Genomic DNA, 520 nt, shown 5'->3' on the forward strand with positions numbered 1-520 from the left:
GGGCGATCCGCCCCACGGTCTTGAGCGCCGGCTCGATGCGCGCGTCGCCCGGGTGGCCGAAGTTGATGCGCAGGTGGTGCGCGAAGCGCCGGTCCGCAGAGAAGAGGTGGCCCGGCGCGGTGCTCACCCCCTGCGAGAGCGCCAGCCGGTGCAGCGCCAGCGCATCGGTGCCCGGCGGCAACTCGACCCAGACGAAGTAGCCGCCCTCGGGCTGCGTGCTGCGCGTGCCCGGCGGAAAGTGCTTCGCGATGGCCCGCTGCACCACCCCGTGCTGCCTGGCCAGGGCCTGGCGCAATTGGCGCAGGTGGCGGTCATAGCCCCCGTGTTGCAGGTACTCGCTCAAGCCCTCCTGCGAGGGCACCGGCGCCGCCAGCGAACCCATCAGCTTGCGCTGGCCCACGCGGGTGGCGAAGCGCCCGGCCGCCACCCAGCCGATGCGGTAGCCCGGCGCGAGCGTCTTCGAGAACGAACTGCAGTGCAACACCAGGCCGGCCCGGTCCCAGGCCTTGGCGGGCCGCGG

1 protein-coding gene is annotated in these 520 nt (G+C 73.7%); it reads right to left on the reverse strand.

Annotated features, from left to right (window positions below; translation table 11 throughout):
* Positions 1–520: PLP-dependent aminotransferase family protein (locus L6Q67_RS24450; protein ID WP_296576404.1), on the reverse strand; the 520-nt coding region annotated here is incomplete at both ends.

Source organism: Zoogloea sp. (assembly GCF_023150065.1).
Lineage (GTDB): Bacteria > Pseudomonadota > Gammaproteobacteria > Burkholderiales > Rhodocyclaceae > Zoogloea.